Origin of the sequence: Flavobacterium sp. H4147, from assembly GCF_029360735.1 — a bacterium.
Taxonomy (GTDB): Bacteria; Bacteroidota; Bacteroidia; order Flavobacteriales; family Flavobacteriaceae; genus Flavobacterium; species Flavobacterium endoglycinae.
In genome coordinates, this window is sequence record NZ_JARKNB010000002.1 from 286,588 (window position 1) to 304,363 (window position 17,776).

Annotated in this window: 12 protein-coding genes; 3 read left to right on the forward strand and 9 right to left on the reverse strand. The window is 37.5% G+C overall.

Going from position 1 to position 17,776, the window contains the following annotated elements:
• Positions 1-20: 20 nt before the first annotated feature.
• From P2W75_RS09135 to P2W75_RS09145, 3 genes are read right to left on the reverse strand one after another with little or no spacing between them, the layout of a single operon-like run.
• Positions 21-959, reverse strand: a complete 939-nt coding sequence (locus tag P2W75_RS09135; protein WP_276380114.1) for a hypothetical protein — start codon at positions 957-959, stop codon at positions 21-23.
• Between the two features lie 17 nt (positions 960-976).
• Positions 977-2,470 carry a RagB/SusD family nutrient uptake outer membrane protein gene (locus P2W75_RS09140; RefSeq protein ID WP_276380115.1) on the reverse strand — a complete coding sequence of 498 codons (1,494 nt, stop codon included), beginning with the start codon at positions 2,468-2,470 and terminating at the stop codon, positions 977-979.
• A 12-nt stretch (positions 2,471-2,482) separates the two neighbouring features.
• On the reverse strand, positions 2,483-5,545 hold the full coding sequence (locus tag P2W75_RS09145; RefSeq protein ID WP_276380116.1) for a TonB-dependent receptor: 3,063 nt from the start codon (positions 5,543-5,545) through the stop codon (positions 2,483-2,485).
• Between the two features lie 225 nt (positions 5,546-5,770).
• Here P2W75_RS09145 and P2W75_RS09150 point away from each other — a divergent pair, with 225 nt between their 5' ends.
• Positions 5,771-6,664: an AraC family transcriptional regulator gene (locus P2W75_RS09150; RefSeq protein ID WP_276380117.1), complete on the forward strand. Its 894-nt coding sequence runs from the start codon at positions 5,771-5,773 to the stop codon at positions 6,662-6,664.
• A gap of 402 nt (positions 6,665-7,066) precedes the next feature.
• On the opposite strand, the gene P2W75_RS09155 is transcribed toward P2W75_RS09150, so the two are convergent.
• Together P2W75_RS09155 and P2W75_RS09160 are read right to left on the reverse strand one after the other, a co-directional pair.
• Positions 7,067-8,575, reverse strand: coding sequence for a hypothetical protein (locus P2W75_RS09155; RefSeq protein WP_276380118.1), 1,509 nt, complete (start codon positions 8,573-8,575; stop codon positions 7,067-7,069).
• A gap of 10 nt (positions 8,576-8,585) precedes the next feature.
• Positions 8,586-9,284, reverse strand: a complete 699-nt coding sequence (locus tag P2W75_RS09160) for a hypothetical protein (protein ID WP_276380119.1) — start codon at positions 9,282-9,284, stop codon at positions 8,586-8,588.
• 734 nt (positions 9,285-10,018) lie between these two features.
• Between P2W75_RS09160 and P2W75_RS09165 the strand changes: the two genes are divergently transcribed.
• Together P2W75_RS09165 and P2W75_RS09170 are read left to right on the forward strand one after the other, a co-directional pair.
• Positions 10,019-10,594, forward strand: a complete 576-nt coding sequence (locus P2W75_RS09165; protein ID WP_276380120.1) for a Crp/Fnr family transcriptional regulator — start codon at positions 10,019-10,021, stop codon at positions 10,592-10,594.
• 68 nt (positions 10,595-10,662) lie between these two features.
• Positions 10,663-11,115 (forward strand): carboxymuconolactone decarboxylase family protein, encoded by a 453-nt coding sequence (locus P2W75_RS09170; RefSeq protein WP_276380121.1) that lies wholly within the window; start codon positions 10,663-10,665, stop codon positions 11,113-11,115.
• Between the two features lie 505 nt (positions 11,116-11,620).
• Here P2W75_RS09170 and P2W75_RS09175 read toward each other — a convergent pair.
• The 4 genes from P2W75_RS09175 to P2W75_RS09190 all read right to left on the reverse strand — a co-directional run bounded on the left by P2W75_RS09175 (position 11,621) and on the right by P2W75_RS09190 (position 17,742).
• Positions 11,621-13,471 (reverse strand): beta-L-arabinofuranosidase domain-containing protein, encoded by a 1,851-nt coding sequence (locus P2W75_RS09175; protein WP_276380122.1) that lies wholly within the window; start codon positions 13,469-13,471, stop codon positions 11,621-11,623.
• A 109-nt stretch (positions 13,472-13,580) separates the two neighbouring features.
• The gene (locus P2W75_RS09180) at positions 13,581-15,092 is read right to left on the reverse strand and encodes a family 43 glycosylhydrolase (protein ID WP_276380123.1); all 1,512 of its coding nucleotides are present in this window, start codon (positions 15,090-15,092) and stop codon (positions 13,581-13,583) included.
• A 33-nt stretch (positions 15,093-15,125) separates the two neighbouring features.
• Positions 15,126-15,335, reverse strand: a complete 210-nt coding sequence (locus tag P2W75_RS09185; RefSeq protein ID WP_276380124.1) for an L-rhamnose mutarotase — start codon at positions 15,333-15,335, stop codon at positions 15,126-15,128.
• 10 nt (positions 15,336-15,345) lie between these two features.
• A complete protein-coding gene (locus P2W75_RS09190) occupies positions 15,346-17,742 on the reverse strand; it encodes a TIM-barrel domain-containing protein (protein WP_276380125.1) in 2,397 nt (798 codons plus the stop codon).
• Positions 17,743-17,776: the final 34 nt, after the last annotated feature.

Sequence of the window (17,776 nt, forward strand, 5' to 3'; positions counted from 1 at the left end):
TTTATGACATTTATACTTTATTATTTTTTGGTTACGTCAATCCAAAAACGTCTTGGCTTTTTAACGAATTTGTCGTAATCCGTATAAATTTTATCCCAATCGTCAGTACCGTTTAAGTTGAAGGCAAAAGCATTGTGCGCAATGGTTTTGGTCCTTCCGTTTCCAAGATTTTCCGTTCCTGCATTCTCAAAAGTTCCCACTTTGGTCGTTCCGTCAGCAAAAGTGAAAGTGATCGTTCCCGTCGCATAATTTCTCAGCCATTTTCCTTTTCCTGCGGGAATTTGTCTGTAGAATTTTTTAACATCAGTTACAGGCGTTCCAACGAATACAAAGTCCGCATATTTACCGTCGGCACCAGCTGTGTTGGTTACAGTTCCGTACGTATTTCCATCTTCAGTAATTCCATCCATTTCAAAAATCAGCTGATTGTCTAATTCTTTGTCCGGCCCTTCTGTTGCAGACCAAATCCAAGGTTTATCGGTCATGGCTAAAACCGCTCCTCCACCATATTCCGGGCCTGTTCCTCCGTACACAATTAAATTGTCAATATCATAAGTTCCAACAAGAGATTCTCTAAACGAACTTGCCGTAACCGTATATTTTCTTGATTTTCCTGTTGGAGAAGTTACTGTCAGTTCTGCGCTGTTCTGCGTATTTTCGAAATTTAGTGCTTCACCTTCTTTTACAGATGATTTTGCACCATAAGACAATACAATTTCTTTAACTACAATGTTGCTCAAATTAGGAACGGCATCTACATTAATCGCTAAGTTGATTGTTCCGGTTTGGTCGTCTACGCGAACAATTTGAGCATTACCTACCTGATTTTCAAATTTGATTTCCAGAACATTACGTTCATTGTTCCAGTTTCCTTCTTCGATATCTTCCAAAGGATCTTTTTGACAGCTTGTCTGCATCAAAGCAATAGAAGCAAACAAGACGTATAGTATTTTTTTCATAATTGTATTTTTAAGAATTATAAACCTGTGTTTAAATCTATTTCTGTCTGTGGTATCGGATAAAACGCTGCCTGTTCTGCCGTAATTCCGGCAGCTTCAGGAACAACCTGAGCAACTCTGTTGAAACGACGCAAATCATACAAACGGTTTCCTTCAAAAGCCAGCTCTAAGGCACGTTCATTCCAAACTGCTAATCTGAAATTCTCCAGACTTAAACCCGGAGCCAGATTACCTAAACCAGCCCTGTTTCTAATTTGATTGACTAAAGCATAACCTTGTGTCGTTGGGCCAACTGCTTCGGCGTAAGTTAAAGCCACTTCGCTGTAGCGAATTAAAAATGGTTTCGTACTCGTTTTATCTCCGATGAAGTTTGGGTCAATGTATTTTCGTGTAAACGGATATACAATTTTCCCAGGATATTGCGCAGAAACTACACCTGAAGCATCATAAGTAGTGGTTACAAATAAGTCTGTTTTTCTTTTATCAGCATTATCAAAACTGTTGTAAAAACCAGTTAAAGTCTGGAAAACACTCCAGCCATCATGTGATTTTGAATAGGTATTGTCAGGGTTTTTCAAATAAATTGTCGCTCCGTCGATATACGGAATAAACAATTTTGAAATTTTAGAATAATCTCCTTCTGTTGCCCCTGTTCTGTCCATTGAAAGCAAAAAGATATTTTCTTTTCCTAAAGGTTTTTCAACATCATAAATTGTTAACAGATTATTTTCGAAACCGTAAACACTTTGTCCTGTAATCACATCATTGGAGTATTTTGCTGCCTGCTGATACATCGTTGCAACATCTTTAGTCATTTCTGCATATTGCGGTACATTATGTTCTTTTGAAGAAGCGATATACAGATAGACTTTAGCCAATAAAGCCTGCGCTGCCACTTTATCTGCACGGCCTAAAGCTTGGTTTATTTTTAATAATTCAATTGCTTTTTCGGAATCGGCAATAATAAAATCATAAACTTCATCTAAGTTTTTTGCCATTGGGGCAGCGGTCTGACTTACGGTTTCTACCACAGAAGTATGCATAGGAACACGTCCGAAGTTTTTAACGAGATTGAAATAATTCCATGCTCTTAAAAAATACGCTTCACCAAGAAATTTATCTTTTAACTCCTGATCAAATTTCCCGTCCGGAACATTTTTTATTACGGCATTTGCTCTGTTAATAGCGATATAAGCGTATTTGAAATAATTCCCCAGCATTCGGTTGGTATTAAAAGTGCTTACCTGCCATTTATCTAAATTTTGGTTATCGGCCGTTTCATCGCCTTTTGGTCCGCATTCTTCTGTTGGAAGATCGCCTACATAAAATATCGCTCTTGAATATTCTAAGAAAGTCAAAGCATCGTAAGCATAATCTACAGCTGATTCGGCATCAGAAGCAGTTTTATAGAAGTTTTCTTCCGAGTAAAATCCGTAAGGTTCTTCGTTTAAGTCACAAGCAAAGGCGCTCATAATAAGAGCCATTGTTAGTATTTTATATCTTGATTTCATTTTGATACTGTTTTAAAAAGTTAAGTCTAATCCTAAAGTCCATCTGCTCAGTCTAGGGTGACCGCCCCAGTAAATTCCGTCTGTTCCTACTTCAGGATCGTAACCGTCAAATTTGGTAAACGTGTATAAATTGCTTGCATTCAGATACAATCTCACACTTTGAAAAGCACTTTTTGAAGGTTTTAAAGTATAACCCAAAGTCACATTCTGGATTCTCACAAAAGATCCGTCTTTAACCCACCAGTCAGAGAATTTTACAGTTCTACCGTCTCTTAAACTTGGGTAATCATTTGTTGGATTATCCAAAGTCCATCGCAAAGGCTGATTGCTTGGCTGATTGAAAGCCTGCGTATCCAAAACATCCTGTCCGAAAACTCCATTCAAAAACACACTGAAATCAAGCTGTTTGTATTTTACGCTTAAGTTTAAACTCGCCATAAAATCAGGATTTGGGTTTCCAATTATAGTTTGGTCTTTGGTATCAACCACACCATCTCCATTAATATCTACATATTTAAACTCTCCTGCCTGCGCCAATTGTCCGTCTAAACCTGCATTGATTCCTTCCTGTAAATTCTGAACTATTCCGTTTGTTTTATATCCGTAGAAAACATTTACCGGCTGACCAATCGCCAATAAATTCGGGAATTGTCTGAACTGCTCTAAACTGTTTCCGGAATATTCATATTGCATTCCGGTATTTGGATCGACATTTAAACCGGACTGTTCTACAGATCCAAGGCTTACGATTTCATTTTTGTTTTTAGAATAAACCGCCTGAGCACTAATGGTCCAATCCTGATTTTTGAAAATTTCTCCGTCAAGCGAAAGTTCAAATCCTTTGTTTGTCAATTCTCCATCGTTTACCCAGATTCTGTCATAACCGGATGAAGGCGTCAGGATTCTTTCTCTTAAAAGATCTTTGGTTCTTTTATTATAGTAGTCAAAAACAATATGAAGGCGGTTTTTCAAAATAGACATATCAACTCCAAAATCACTTTGAGCGGTTGTTTCCCATTTTAAATCCGGATTTGGAATTCCGCCCCAAAGTTTTTCGATTCCGTCTTGTCCGGTTGTGCCTACCACATATCCAGGCCCGATTGCTGAAACCCAGCTTCCGTTATCGTAATATTGGCTCACTCCATAACGGCTTAAAGTCTGATACGGATTGATTCCCTGATTTCCGGAAATACCATAACTGGCACGAAATTTCAGTTCGTCAAAAAACTTTAAATTCTTAATAAACTCTTCATTATGTGCTTTCCAGCTTAAAGCTCCCGAAGGGAAATAAGCCCACTGATTGTTTTTACCAAATTTGGAAGAACCATCGGCACGAGCGGTAACTGTAGCGAGGTATTTATCATTGTAACCATAATTCAATCTGAAAATTCCGGATACTAGTTTGGTCTGTACTTTTCCGTTAGAAACCGTATTTCTTTCCGGATTTCCGGCACCCATATTTTCGTTTCCAAGCGTTTCATTCACAAAATCAAATGCACCCAATCCTGAACTTCTGGACACATAACTTTCGTACGTATAACCTCCTGTAACACCTAAATCATGTTTTCCGAAAGTTTTGTTGTAATTGGCAAAAGTCTCCGAAACAAAATTCTGTCCTTCCCAATTGTTGATATATCCCGCACCGTTATTAAAATCTCCGGTTTCTGTATATTTACTTGGATAATATTGGTCGTTAACCGATGATCCGTATTTGTAATTTAACCTTGATGTCAATTTTAAAGAAGGGATAATCTGCCATTCTAAAGAAGCGGAACTAATTACATCAATAGTTTTAGTTTCATTCTGACGAAGATTCGTAATCGCAACAGGATGTGTATAATCGTTCTGGCCAATCATATAATAATCACCATTGGCATCATAAATAGGGAAAATAGGGTTTCTCCAATACGCCAGACCTCCGTTTGCATCTCTTTTTCCTTTGCTTACGATATTAGAGAATCTTACAGTAAAATTGTCAAAAACATCATGTTTGATTCGAAGATTGTAACCGCCTTTGCTGTAACCGTCTTTTACAAAAACACCCTGCTCGCTGTAATAATTTCCACTTAAGTTGAAACTGGTTTTATCTGTTCCACTGTTTACGCTCACAATAGTATTGTTTCCCAAAGGCATATCCCTGAAAGTCACATCATCCCATTTGGTAAAATAAGGCCATGATCCCGACTGTAATTCCTGAATTGAAGGATAATAAACGCCATTCGAATTATTAGCACCAATATAAAGCGGTGTCTGTCCGCCGTTAATTCGGCCTTCATTGCTTAACTGCGCCATTAAAACAGGATCTCTCCATAAATTCAATTTTGAATTAAATGCAGAAACGCTTGACTGCTGCTGTACTAAAATCTGTGTTTTTCCTTTTTTAGCTGATTTAGTTGTAATAATGATAACTCCGTTTGCTCCTCTGGAACCATATATGGCAGAAGCTGAAGCATCTTTTAAGACATCGACTTTTTCGATATCAGCAACGTTTACCTGTTTTAAATCACCGGCATCTCCAAGCGGAAAACCATCTAATACCACAAGCGGTGCATTTGAGCCTCTAAGAGAACTTCCTCCTCTGATTCTAACTGTCGATGTTGAACCCGGATCCTGTGAAGTCGTTACCTGAAGACCTGCGACACGTCCTTGTAAAACCTGTTCTACTGAATTGGAAGGAATATCTTCAAGTACTTTGGTTTTAATGGTACTTACAGAACCGGTAAGATCTGCTTTTTTTACAGAGCCGTATCCAATTACGACTACTTCTTTTAAGTTCTGTGAAGCTGCTTTTAAAACAACATTCAAATTAGTTTTGCCTGCTACAGAAATCTTTTGGGTATCATATCCCATAAAAGAGAAAGTTAATACTGCGTTTGCAGGACCATTGATTTCAAATTTTCCATCAAAATCTGTAGAAGCATTTTTATTAGAGCCTTCTACTGTAATATTTACTCCAGGTATTGTCAGACCGGTTTCGTCTGCCACAGTACCCTTAATTATATTCTGACTGTAAGCAGCAAATGTGCTAACAAGCAGCATACAGAAAAGTAAACTTTTTGTCCATTTTTTTTTCATTGTTTGATTGGTTAAAGATTAGTTAATAGTTTCAATGCAAATTAACTACTTCGTTTTCGTAACGGTTTTGTAAATACCATCAAATAGTAATACTTTAATGAATAAAAAATAATACTTTCAACAACAAACCTATTCTTTACATGAACAAATGATTTTATTTTATAGATAAAATTGCATATAACAGAAAAATATTATTTATTTTTGACCAAGTTTATTATTCAGCAAATGAAACATAATGATACTATTATGAACGAAAAACGCAATATTCTAAGAGAATTAGTACCTATTTCAGACGATGACTTCTTTATCGTATTAAATCATATGCAGGCTAAATTTGATTTCCCACTGCACTTTCATCCTGAGATAGAATTAAACCTGGTTTTAAATTCATCAGGAAAAAGAATTATTGGAGACTCAGTTGTAGAATATACCGATTGTGATCTGGCATTAATTGGCCCTAATACACCGCATTTATGGACGGGAATAAAGGACAACAATGATGCTCATGTAGTTACGATACAGTTTCACGAAGATTTGTTTTCGGAAAAAACCTTAAACAGAAAACTGGCTATCCCGATCAGGGAATTATTAGAAAGATCTAAAAGAGGAATTGCTTTTTCTAAAGAAACAATCGAAGCACTGAAACCAAAAATCCTGCAGCTATCAGATTCACAGGATTTTAATTCGCTGCTGGATTTCTTATCTATTCTGCATGATTTAGCGATTGCCAAAAACACCAAAAGTCTTGCCTCTCATTCTTATGTAGATTATTACAGTTTTTCTGAAAGTCAGCGAATAGAAAAGGTAAATGATTTTATTAAAGACAATCTTCAAAATAAAATTCAATTAAAAGAAGTGGCCGATTTGGTCAATATGTCGGAATCGGCCTTTAGTCATTATTTTAAAAAGTGCACCAATAGCTCTTTCTCAGATTATGTAACCGATCTGAGACTTGGCCTTGCTGCCAGATTATTATTCGAGTCAGAACAATCTATTAAAGAAATCTGTTATGACAGTGGTTTTAATAATATTTCAAACTTCAATAGAACTTTTAAGCGTAAAATGGGATTTACACCAAGCGAATTTAGAGATCAGAGTAAACTTATTACCAAACATTAGTGCACCTGCATAAGCTTTTTATGTCGCGTTAAATAAAAAAGTATTAATTGCAAACTTCTTAGCGCATGCAGAGATTAATTACATGAATTACACAAAACGAATTATAAGTCGTTCTTAAAACAAGTTCGATGAAATATTTTGCCACGATTAGTATAAAATCGTGACATTATTTTTGAAATTGACAACTTTTGACCACAAAATCTAAGGCAAGTTCTGTCGTGAGTTTCCTCCAAAAGTACCACAAAAAGTTAAGGCGATTATTATTATTCTTTCTTAATAAGTTTTGTGGCAGAATCGTGGCACAATGAATTCTCAAAAGAGAAAATCTAAGTAAAATCAATATTTGCAATAATTAGGTTTGAGTATATTAAAATCCAACTCTACCCTTGGAAGCAGGATTATCTAGCGCATCATTAATTCAAACCAGTCAGCATTACTTGCCTCTTTGACCGCCAGTTTATCTTCTGAGCTAAGTGAGGCTAAAAAGCTCTTATAACTAGACATGTATGAGTCTTGTCCTTTGCAGTAAGCATTAAAAACATTTGTTGAGTATGGCTTTGCTAAGGATGCGACTGCCTTCACGCAGGTAGCAGTTTCGTTCCAGTTTGACACCACTGTTCCTTTTATACTATTGTAGACCGGGCATCCGACTTTCTGTCCTGCTGCGTACATGCGGGTGCATTCCATAGATATCTCTGTAATGTAGACGTCGTTATTCTTCTGGCACTGCGCTGTCTTCTCTGCAAAGGATTTTTTATTCTCTGCCAGCTCAGATATGGCCGCAGCATGCAAGAGTTCAGTTTCTTTTTTCTTTGCATCCCGCTTTTCCTTTAAAGGCAGAAGGGCCTTTTGCTGTTCGTTTGGCAGACCGGTCTTAAGAGCCCATATCTCTGCATTCAATTTTTTATTTTCTGCTTCAAGTAATGCTATGCTGTCCCTTGTCTGTTTTTCTATCTCGGTAATACTGTCTCTAATTACAACGAGCTGCTTTCCAGTCATTTCAAGCCTAGCCTCTATGCTGTCGGAAGAGAGCTCTTTCTGCAGACCATTTTTCAGGGCTTCCAATTCCTGCAGCTGGACCTGTAGCTGCAATAGCCTGCTTTCATGCAGAGTTTGTATAGTATTGATTTTCTGCTCATTGGCCGAGATGCTATTATTTTTTGACTGCAGTAACTTTTCATTGTCATTTTTCAATTTCTGCTTAATTTCTTCGCTTAGGTTTTGAAATTCCTTCTCAATTCGCGGTATTTTAGCTTTGCAAATGGTAATCTTGTCATCTGATATAAGGGTTTTTACAGCAGAAGCCATAAGTTCATCTGACCACATTTTGTGCTTTGCTTTGGAGTCGTTTAGCAGTATCATTTCATAGTTTCTACTGTGGAGCGTTATTTCCTGGCACAGCCTATCATTGTCATCTTTAAGTTTTTGAATCTGCTCCTTTTTTTTCAGAATAGTATTATCGCCTTTTTCCAAATTCTTAAGCTGCACCTTAAGAATGGCAATTTTCTCTGAGAATCCTTTTCGAGCCGTCTCTAATTCAGATGTTGTCGCTGGAATGGCATATCCTTTTACTTCCCCTAAATGTTTTTCAAAGTTTTGTCCTTTCTTTTCGAATTCAGATTTCCATTCATTGCATTTGCTGCATCTTGCACCCGCCTTCATATCTGCTATCAGGTTATCCCTATCCTTATAAATTTGCTCGATTTCAGATCGTAGCTTTTGCAGCTTGTCTTGCCATAGTTTCTCTAGCTGAGGCAGCTCGGACTCTATCTGCAGAATCCGCAATCTTGCCGCTTCTATAGATCCTGCCTTGCTTTCAATGGCTGATACCTCTCCGACTCCTACAGTCTGAGCATGCAATTTCATCGTACAGAAAACAATAAGCGCTAAGCAATACATGTAATTTTTCATCCTGAAATGTTTATTTGCCAAAAGGATCATCCTCTTGTTCCGCCAAGTATAAATCTTTTAGGTATTCAAAAGCTTTTTTCAGTCTATTCTCATCTCCATCTAGTTTAAGAAATGGAATGTAAATTACGGTATCATAATCAAAATATGTCGATGTATACATGGATCCAACCAGCCTGCTGTCATAATTCCAACAGTCGCAAAAAGCGTCCCCGTTGCCAGGATAGGTACAGTACACCCTCTTTTTATATTGGTATGCCAACTGCTTAAGTGCATTGGGAATGAAACTGAGTTTTAAGAGCCCCACTTCCTGATGTGGCTGGGTTTGGATTATTTCGACTGCACTTATATGGGCAGGCAGGAATTCTACACTGGAATAAACACCGCTATAATATTCGGGGGTAGTGAAATTATAGTACTGCCTGTTATAGCAGCCATATTGATCAGTAGCGAAGCTTCCAGTATATACAATCTTGTTATTTGACCCCGAAGCAAGGTTATTTTCATAGATATAAGCCCAAGAATCCGAAAATGAAAGCGGTGCTGCAAACTGCACTTTATCGTCGATTACAAAAGGATGAATTTTGTTTCTGGCCTCGGTTATCTTTTTATTAATGTAGTTTACCGTTTCTTGTTTCGTTAGATTCTGCGCCCGGGACGGCGTGACAAGCAGGAACATAATCCCTGCGATCAGTATCTGCACTGTTTTCATACGATTAGAAGTATTGTTAAGTATATTAATGATTAAGTCCTATGCCTTAATTGATTTAGAATGAGACCCTCAAATCGGATTTCCATTTGCCGTTACAACGTTCAAAAATAATCAAAAACAGCAAAAAAACAATACTTTACATAACTATCATCTAATTTACCTGCTCCAGCAAACTAAGAGCTTAACAAAGATTGGTACACTTAGCCGGGGTTCGAATCCATGGCTTTCTATTTTTTTACCCAACCTTAAGACAAATATTACAGATTGCGTCCCGGTTTAACTTTGCATCACATCGTGGTACATTACTTTCTGAAAGAGTAAATTCGCAGCAAAATAAAGCCGTGCCAACTTTAGGTCCAAATCGATGTAGGAACGATTTTCTAACAATTTCTTATTAGTTGATAGACTGATTAACAATAATCTGCTGGCAGAGATGGAAGAGAATTGTAGTTTTACAAAAACATACGGATTTTTACTATTGTTTAGCTATATTCACTTTTTATGCTGGAATCGTGGCACAACTTTTTAAACGACAGAAAAAATCAGTAAATTCCGATCTGCCGCCCCCTGGCTTCGACTATACAAAATATTCAAATATTAGCTTTTAACCAAATATAATCACTAATTTTGATAGTTTAAATTCAATAAACAAAAATACTGGAAAAGGCTTCCAGACTCTGGCTGAAGCCTGACGGGGGCAGTCATATTAAATACTCGTAAGTCTTTCAAACACAATGTCCGATATATTCAGAAACCATATCGCCAAGTTCGCACAAGTATCCGATGATGAATTCGGGCTGATCATAAAATTCTTCGACACCAGAGAAGTGGCGAAGAAACAAAACCTATTGGAAGAGGGAGAAATCTGCCGCCGCCATTATTTTGTCCTTCAGGGTCTTCTTCGAAAGTTTTATATTAACGAGAAAGGTACCGAACAAACCACGGAATTTGCCATAGAAACATGGTGGCTTACCGATAACTTTGCCTACGAGAACCAGCTCGCGACAGAATTTTATATTCAGGCAGTAGAGAAATCAACATTGCTTTACATCACTTTGGAGAAGCAGCAGAAGCTACTGGAAGAGTTTCCGGTAATGGAGCGCTATTTCCGTTTTGTCTACCAGAGGGCTTATGCAGCCGCACAGAGACGCATCAAATTTCTTTTCTCGTTCTCTAAGGAAGAGTTTTATTTCCAGGCAGTCAGAAACCACCCCGAATTCATCCAGCGTGTTCCCCAATACCTCATCGCTTCCTATCTAGGATTCACGCCCGAATACTTGAGCGAAATACGCAAAAGGCTTCTTTCTTAAACCAGTTTAAGTTTTTTCCTTTCCCTATTATTGAATTTTGCATTGAACAATTTTAAAAGAATAATACAATGCAAAAACGACTTAACATTAAGCAGGCCGCTCCGGATGCACTAAAAGCGATGATAGGACTTGAAAGCTACCTTTCAAAAATTTCCATATCCAAGACAGCCAAAGAACTCATAAAGATACGTGCCTCGCAGATCAACGGCTGTGCCTACTGCATCAACATCCACACTCAGGACGCCGTTAAAAACGGCGAGTCAAACCAGCGCATTTTTCTCTTGAGTGCTTGGAGAGAAGCTGGGGACATTTTTACAGAAGAGGAAAAAGTGGTGCTCGCGGTAACTGAAGAGATAACATTAATTCATGAGAACGGATTAACGGATGAAACCTATACAAAGGCCTTACAGTATTTCAGTGAAAGCCAGATAGCAGATATAATAACGGCCGTCATAACAATCAATCTTTGGAACAGGGTTGTTCTCAGTACCAATCTCCGAATAGGAGAAAGTCTTGCATAACTTGCAAAAAACTAGTTTAATTACGATGCATCCAAAAGTTTAGAATTATAATTAAATTTGAAGACAATAAGCCCGATTTGTTTCGGGCTTATTGCTTTTACGAAAAACTCATTTAAAAGCACCAATTAGGATAGAAATGCTCCAGTGGAACAACAATCAAATAATTCATACAGCCAAAGAAAGACAATCCTGCCTTAACTTAAACAATCTTTTAAAATCCTGCATAAATTTTGTAAATTTATATATCAGTTTAATGCGATGGATCAATTGAGTTTTTACAATTCTGCATCAATCCTACTCAGGACATCCGAACCAATTTTTTAACGCCAATGAAAGACAGACATTACATATAGAAAGCCAATCTCTTCAAATCATCCAAAAATGATGTTGAAATTTGTCCTGTCCCCGTCACTTAAGGAGACAACTAGACAATAGTTGTCTCTTTTTTTATGCCCTAATATGTAAATTTTTAAACTACTTTGCATTTAGGAATGCAAAATAATCTCTAATACTCATTTCGGATAGTTGCATACACGCCATATGACTCATTAGTTACCTTGTAAAAAGGCATAAGCGCATATTCTTTCCTATTATTTTTTAAGATGAATGACATAGAATTCTCTTGTTTAGAGATGTTTTTCAAAATATCTGACTCATTTCCTTTTAATATTGTTTCTTCATTTACTTGAAATGCTAATAAAACCGGCCCATAAAACAATGCAACTACATTCGGATTATCGGGCATTTTTTTTAAATTAAAATGATAATTAAAACGTATTTCTATGTTATCGCCATTTTTCCACTTTCTATCAATAATAAAATAAGACATCGGAATTACACTAGCTGTAATGGACTTTCCGTTTACCAAAATTTGTGTTTGTTCGTCAGCCCAGGATGGCATAAATAATTTCAATGCAAATGGGGTCGTTTTATTAGCCGTTATGTTAAATTTTACAACAGGATTATCTGGAAAATTGGACGATTGTGACAAAGTAATTCCTTTAGATTTCCATTTGACAGTCGAAGGAATATAAAGATTGACCCAAAGGTTATTTTTGTTATGGAAATAAATAGCCTCATTTAAGTTTGCAAAAGCTTCAATAGTTGTTCCGTTGCAGCAAAAAAACTCATTTGGGCTGGCAAAACTCTTCTTATTAGGAGAACCCAGCGGCAAAGAATAAACATTACATCCCGTTTCGGGATTTTGTAGCGCAAAAACAGAATTATATAGCGTATTCATATACACATCTGCATACTTGGGTTGGGCAGTCCAGCGAAATAAAGCATTTGTGATTTTTTGAGTATTATGTGAAACGCATGATTCAGATGTTTTATCAGTAAGAGTAGTACTTAAACAATCAGGTTTTCCCCAATGTTCAGATGTCTGGGCAGTTGGAGTTGTAGCAATAGGTCTGGGACCGCTGCTAGAGCCATTCACATATGTATGATGATGTTCCAGCATATCCCAAAAATGGGAAACAACATCGCGATAATAGCTGTCCCCTGTATTTTCATACCTTTTGGCAAATCCGATTATCAAAGGCAAATGAGTATTAGAATGCAAACCCGATAGAATATCTGTCCCTTCATACAATGGCTGGCTGAACCATTTGCGGTCGAAGAGACAAGCCAATCTGTAATGGGTGGAGTCTCTGGAAATTTCGAATAAATTCTGTAATACGTCATTCATCCCACCAGCCTCATTTGTAGGATTTGCCTGAGGAGTGTATAGCATTTTTTCAATAGTTTCAGGCGAAAGTTTATCCATCCTTTCTTTTACATAAGCGGCCATATTAGCAGCTATTTCATAGGCCTTTTTATTTCCTGTATGCTGATAAACATCAAGTATTCCCTGCATTATTTTATGATAAGTATAGTATGGTGCCCAAACTCCGCTAAATTGTGTTTCCAATTGCGTGAAATCTTTTTCGGGGAATGCGCTCAGATAGCTGCCGCCAAGTTTTTGCTGACACTTTTCAAGCGCATCAACCATATATTCCACACGTTTTTGAAGCAGAGTATCACCTGTCTTCTCAATCAAAATAGCGCAAGCCGACAGATAATGGCCTACAAAATGTCCGCGTAATCCCACAGTAGGCGACTCCCAGCCTTCAAGCGGTTTCGCTTTCGATTCAATTCCGGCATTTATTCTAAAATTGTGCAGCAGCCTATCGGCATCGAACTGATAAATATACTTTGTATTAACGGTCTCTCGCTGTTTTATCCAGGATTCAGACATAACAACATCCCTATTCAAAAATGGAATGGGTTGTTGGGGCTTATCAAGAAATGCTTGTCCAAAAACGGTCTGACAAACAAGTAAAAATAAGCTAATATATTTTATTTCATCTTTCATATTAAATTTGAATATTATAAATCAAAATATTGGATCTGTCAATATAAAATTTACAGCTCTTAAATTGTTTTCAAATGTTGGTAAAACCTCATTTAACATAGTCTTATTTTTAATTTATCGGATGATATTTAAAATTCTTAAACGTTACCTTACCTTCTCCCATAGCCGTAAGGCCAATTCTTAAACTTAAAAATCCGCTCAGCACATTATGATGCATACCGGAAACCTCCAGTGAGTTCTCAATTTTATTCCATTTATCACCATCTGTGCTGTAATACATATCTACAGTATTGTTCACGTTTTTAAGCCTAAGAAATACATGTTTTTCGATAACATTTTTCTCTGTTTCAAATTGCCATCCATGTAAATTCGCCAGTATGTTCCCGTTATTGGCAAGAATGCCGGAAAAAGCGCCGCTGTTGTAAAAAAGGACTAATCCTCCAGTTGCTTTTCCTTCTATTAATAACTCCACTTCGGCGTTATAGGAGTGGTCCAGCGGAATGCATAGCAATGGGGAAGAGCTGCCCACATAATCCCCTTTTCCATTAATGGAAAGACTATTATTACCTAATTCAAATCTATTGCTGTCTGCTCCTCCAAAGAATTCCCATTGCGGTTTTAAACTTTTTCCTTCAAAACTATCGTTTAGCGTAAAGCTGCTTTTAGATGCTGGTAAGTTTGGTTTTTTGATGGGTTTGTCTTCCGTTATTCCGTCTGGTATTTTGTACCAGCCATCTTTTGTCCATTCCACAGGCAAAAGCAGGGTCTGGCGGCCTTTATTGTAAAAATCCTTTTCATAAGCATGGAATATCATCCACCAGTTTCCTTTACTATCCTCGAATAAAGTGCCATGGCCTTTCGATTTCCATCTTTCAGATTCTTTAGTGGTTCTGATAATCGGGTTATAAGGAGAATTTTCCCAAGGCCCGAAAAGCGATTTTGAACGTGCGGAAATTACCATATGACCTGTTGCCGGACCTCCCGTTCCGCCTTCAGCAACGGTAAGATAGTAGTAGTCTCCCCTCTTTACCAATTTTGGCCCTTCCATACAAAAACACTCAATTGACCATTGGCGCGGTATTTTCCAGCCATCGTAGGTATGCTTGGATTCACCAGCCACAGAAAGTCCATCGTCTGCCAAAGGAATAAAACTCCCACTGCTAAAAAACAAATACCTTTTTCCGTTTTCGTCTGTAATGTGCCCGGGATCAATGCCCCCAGTTTTTAAGTCGATTGGTTCGCTCCATTTACCGTTAATAGAATCTGCGGAGACCACATAATTGGTACCATTTGCCGGAAAATAGATATAAAATTTATCCTTATATTTCACCAGATCGGGAGCCCAGACATTCCCTATATTCTTGTGCAGCGCATGGGTAACAGGCTCCCAGTTAATCAGATCCTTCGACTGCCAGATCAAGAGTCCCGGATAATATTCGAAAGAAGAATGGACCATGTAATACGTATCGCCATCACGCAAAATGCTCGGATCAGCGTAGTCCCCCGCAAAAATGGGATTTATATAGTAGTCTTTTCCTTTTTCATTAGGTTTTGTCTGATATTGAGCATTTGCAAAAACGCTCACGTGGATAAGGAAAATTGTTATTATAATTTTATTCATATTGTTTGATAATTAATACTTAGTTATACTGTTTTAATAGTTTTTTATTTCTTGCGAAAGCAAGTGTAAATAATGCGTTGAGATCATCTGTGTTGAAAAAGCAAATCTCCTTAATCCAACATTTTTAATACTTTTAGTGATTTCAGGGCGTACATTTTCTGCAAGATGATACTTTTTATATTCAGTTATAAGTTCTGGATCATCAATCAGATCGCAGGAATAACATATCCTTTTTAGTTGCATATCTTCCTGTTTAAAGTTTAGATTCTATTTTTTTTCCTTTGTAAGTCAACACTTTTTTAGTTCCATCAGGCATAACAATTGTAAAGATCCTTTCCGTTAACATGCCTTTGTACCCGCCTCTTCTATTAGAAAGGGTTATTTTTTTCTGCTTGTCGTTATAGCTGAAATCAATTTCTGTGTAAGCACCTTTTTCATAATTATAATTATCAAATTCATCTTCATAAAAGGTAAAAAAGCCATCCTTTCCGGGATATACTTTTATTTGGAGATTGTCCCATTTTTTTTCCTCAGCAAACTGCACTTGAGGCCCGATTGGAAGTATAGTGCCTTCCTTAACATAAAGTGGTATCATGTCAAGCGTTGTTTTTCTGGTAATTTCCTGACCGCCCTGCAGTTTTTCGTTTGTCCAGAAATCGTACCAGCCATTTCCAGCAGGAAGATAAACGATTCTTGATTTTTCTGCTCTAAAATCTATATTCTGCTTTTGATTCTGGCCTTCTTTTATTTTTTCGTTTGTATATTGAGCCTCAACTACTGGCGCAACCAAAATAGATTTTCCAAACATAAATTCATCTTTAATGTCCCAACTCTTAGTATCTGCAGCAAAATCCATAAATAATGCTCTCATAAAACTAGAATCTTTATGGGTTACTTCCCACGATGTCGAGTAAATGTATGGCAGCAACGAATAGCGCAGATTTATAAATTTCTCAATCGCATCATATACCGGCTCTCCTTTCTGACCAAAATTATAGATCTCGCGAGGTATATCTGTACCATGAGAGCGCATCATTGGATTAAAAGCTCCAAATTGCAGCCAACGAACATAAAGTTCTTGAAACATTGGATTATCCGCTCCTATAGCTTCTGCATTTCGATTGTAAACTCCAGCGAAAAATCCTCCAATATCTGAATTCCAGTGCGGCATACCGGTAAGGGTAAAATTAAGTCCCGCCGGAATCTGGGCACGTAAGTTTTCCCAGCTAGACTCTACGTCTCCTGTCCATGTATTGGCACCATAGCGCTGCTGGCCAGCAAAAGCAGATCTTGTCAAGATGAAAACCCGCTTATCTGAAGTCTCTTTTCGCTGATGATCGTAAACCCCTCCAACAGTCATCAGAGGATAAGCATTTCGCACCTTTCTAAAAGTTCCCAAATAGGTTTTGGTATCATAATCCTCAGGCTTTACCCAAAGATGATCGGGCTCCGTCGAATCCATCCACCAGCCGTCAATTCCTTTTGCTAAAAGGCCTTCACTTGCATATTTCCAGTAAATGTCTCTTGCCTTTGGGTTATAGGCGTCATAAACACGCACTCCAGAAGGATAATCTTTTTTCGGAGGGAAAATTTCGCTGCCAGATTCTGGCCAAGTCAGAAAATCAAACAGCATTCCGTTACTATTCAACTCATTATAAGGCTTGGTTTTTGGTCCAAACGAAGACCAGATCGAGATAATCATATGAGCATTGAGACCATGAATTTCATCCACCATTTTTTGAGGCTCCGAAAATTCAGGATTAAGAAACTCCATCGCATTCCATAAATAATTATTTCCCCAATACTGCCAGTCTTGAATTATTCCGTCCAGAGGCACTCCCAGCTCTCGGTATTTTTTTACTACGCCAACTATTTCATTTTGGCTTTTATAACGTTCTTTACTCTGCCAGAAACCATACGTCCAAAGCGGAAACATTGGAGCACTGCCTGTGAGCTTTCTCATTTGTGAGATCACTCCATCAGCATTTTTACCGTACATAAAATAGTAATCTACCCCGTCGCCTACATTAGATTCAAATGAAGTTTCGTTGGCATTGTCTTTAAATTCTGTCGGCGCATAATTATCCCAAAAAAGTCCATATCCTTTTACCGACTGAAAAAAAGTCACCGCATCTTCTGTATTTCCCTGTTCCAAACGATAATTTTGATTTCTTTGGTTTAAATCTCCCCTTTGGTGCTGTCCTAAACCATATATAGGTTCTTCTTTCTCCAAATCAAATGCCTGATATACGCTATAAGAATCGGTATCGGTATCTTTTACGGTTTTAAATTTGGTTCCCTGTTTTTTCTCACGAAGCAAGATCTGGTCTGAACTTGCAAATGAGATTTCTCCAGTTGGAAACTGTACCGTAACATTTAGACTTTCAGATTTTAAAACCAATTGGCTGTTTTGGCTTTTTACTGTAAAAGGAGTTGCCAACGGTTTCATATTTACCGAAAGGCTTTCTTTGGAATAAACTCCCGCTGCGGGATATTTTATAACTCTTACAATCGAAGGACTGTAAAACTGAATTTCTATTGTATTTCCATCTGCTTGCATCTTAATTCCCAGATTGTTTTTCTCGTACTTCTGGCCATAACTGGTCGCACAGAAAAACAGCGGGAAAATTAATAGATAAATAAATTTCATTTGGTTTAAGTTATTTTAATTAGTAAGATTAATG